General features: G+C 52.2%; 2 protein-coding genes, 1 tRNA gene and 1 pseudogene. 1 reads left to right on the top strand and 3 read right to left on the bottom strand.

Features of this window, described 5'->3' with window-relative positions; all coding sequences use genetic code 11:
• Positions 1-174 precede the first annotated feature (174 nt).
• Positions 175-333, top strand: a pseudogene (locus tag CINSTRO3249_RS15935) (PhoH family protein); the annotation flags it as partial.
• Positions 334-390: 57 nt separating this feature from the next.
• Here the strand turns inward: CINSTRO3249_RS15935 and CINSTRO3249_RS15930 are convergent.
• The 3 genes from CINSTRO3249_RS15930 to CINSTRO3249_RS15920 form a co-directional block, all read right to left on the bottom strand.
• A tRNA-Ser gene (locus tag CINSTRO3249_RS15930) sits at positions 391-480 on the bottom strand.
• Between the two features lie 389 nt (positions 481-869).
• Positions 870-1265 carry an ATP-grasp fold amidoligase family protein gene (locus CINSTRO3249_RS15925; RefSeq protein WP_254304388.1) on the bottom strand — a complete coding sequence of 132 codons (396 nt, stop codon included), beginning with the start codon at positions 1263-1265 and terminating at the stop codon, positions 870-872.
• A gap of 19 nt (positions 1266-1284) precedes the next feature.
• Positions 1285-1397: IS1 family transposase (locus tag CINSTRO3249_RS15920; RefSeq protein ID WP_044698828.1), on the bottom strand; the 113-nt coding region annotated here is incomplete at its 5' end.

Below are 1397 nucleotides of genomic sequence, written 5' to 3'. Positions count from 1 at the left end.
TGCTCATGCTGAGTTTCCAGCACTAGATTAACTGCCCGTTCACGGACTTCCGGAGAGTAACGTTTGGTCGTTGTCATAGAGACCTCCACTTTTAAAGTATAGACTCTAATTTATCCGGGGTGATTCAGAGGAAGCGGCGTAGTATTGCCAAAATTACTCTCTAATAAACTCGGGGTTATTCAATGCGATCTGCCGCGCGGGGTCAAATCGGGGCTGGCGGATGCGCTGGAACGGTTCAAGGAGGATGACGATATGATATCGATTATTCGTTTTAGCCAGCAGGACTGCGTGCGCTCGGCGCTATGTCAGCGCACGTTGAGTGCGTACGGCTAACGACGTTTTGGCGATAAAAAAAGCCCGGGTAATGACCCGGGCTTTCTTATTAAATTCTGGCGGTGAGGGAGGGATTCGAACCCTCGATACACTTTCGCGTATACACACTTTCCAGGCGTGCTCCTTCAGCCACTCGGACACCTCACCACGTGTTAACCATGAGGTCAACGGGGCGCTACTATAGGGATTCGCCCCTTGACGGTCAAGCATAATTTTGGCAACAAATACTGATTGCTCAAGGCGTGAGCGTTTATCGGGTGAGGCATTGCCGGCCATTGCGGCGCGGCCAAGATTGAGCGAAATAACATGCGCCACGGTCTAGCGGCTCGTGGTGAAATAACCGGCGCCAATGGAGAAAATGATCCTCGCCGGCGCAGGGAAGGGCGGCGAAGCGACTGATTGAGGACCGCAGACGCGTTAACAGCAAAGCGCATGCCCGCTAATATTACCATCAGCGGGCTAAGCGGTGCCAAGGTGACCACGCCCAGGATAAGCGGCTGGTACGGGTAAATGCTAACAGGCGCTGGGTAATCCCGTTAATCAATGAAGAAGCTGCCCCACTTATGCTGTATTTCCTCTGGGTAAATTCGGCACAGTCCGCCGCCGGGGGTAAAGGTCAATTCGCCGAAGTAGATTTTGTCGTTGGCCTCGTAATAGTCGATACGCAGGTAAGAGAAATCTTTGGCGATCCGTTTGGCCAGCGAGGTCATCAGCGCCAGATGTTTCGGTTTTCCCATCGGCACCGGGCTGTTTGGTAATCCCATACGAATATCGGTACGCTGCCAGTTTTCATCGAAAACGTCCCGGCGGTGCGCGCCGAAACGGTCGTAATCGACCTGAATAAAAATATTCATCTCGCCCTGGCGGTTAAAACAGTGAAACTGGATATCGTTGGGGACATGCCCATCCACCAACAGCAATTCCTCGACCAAGAGACGGTAATGACTCCAATTAGTAGAACATGTGTTTTTCGATGAAGGCTCCGATGACTTTTTCGTGGATCTCGACAGAGCGCGAGAAGCAAATCGTTTTACGCGCCAGTCGTTTAATGCGGGTACGGAGCG

It is taken from the genome of Candidatus Sodalis sp. SoCistrobi (assembly GCF_900143145.1).
In the GTDB taxonomy this organism is placed as follows: Bacteria; Pseudomonadota; Gammaproteobacteria; order Enterobacterales; family Enterobacteriaceae; genus SoCistrobi.
The sequence above is the reverse complement of the archived record's forward strand: the minus strand, read 5'-3'. Positions and strand labels throughout refer to the sequence as shown.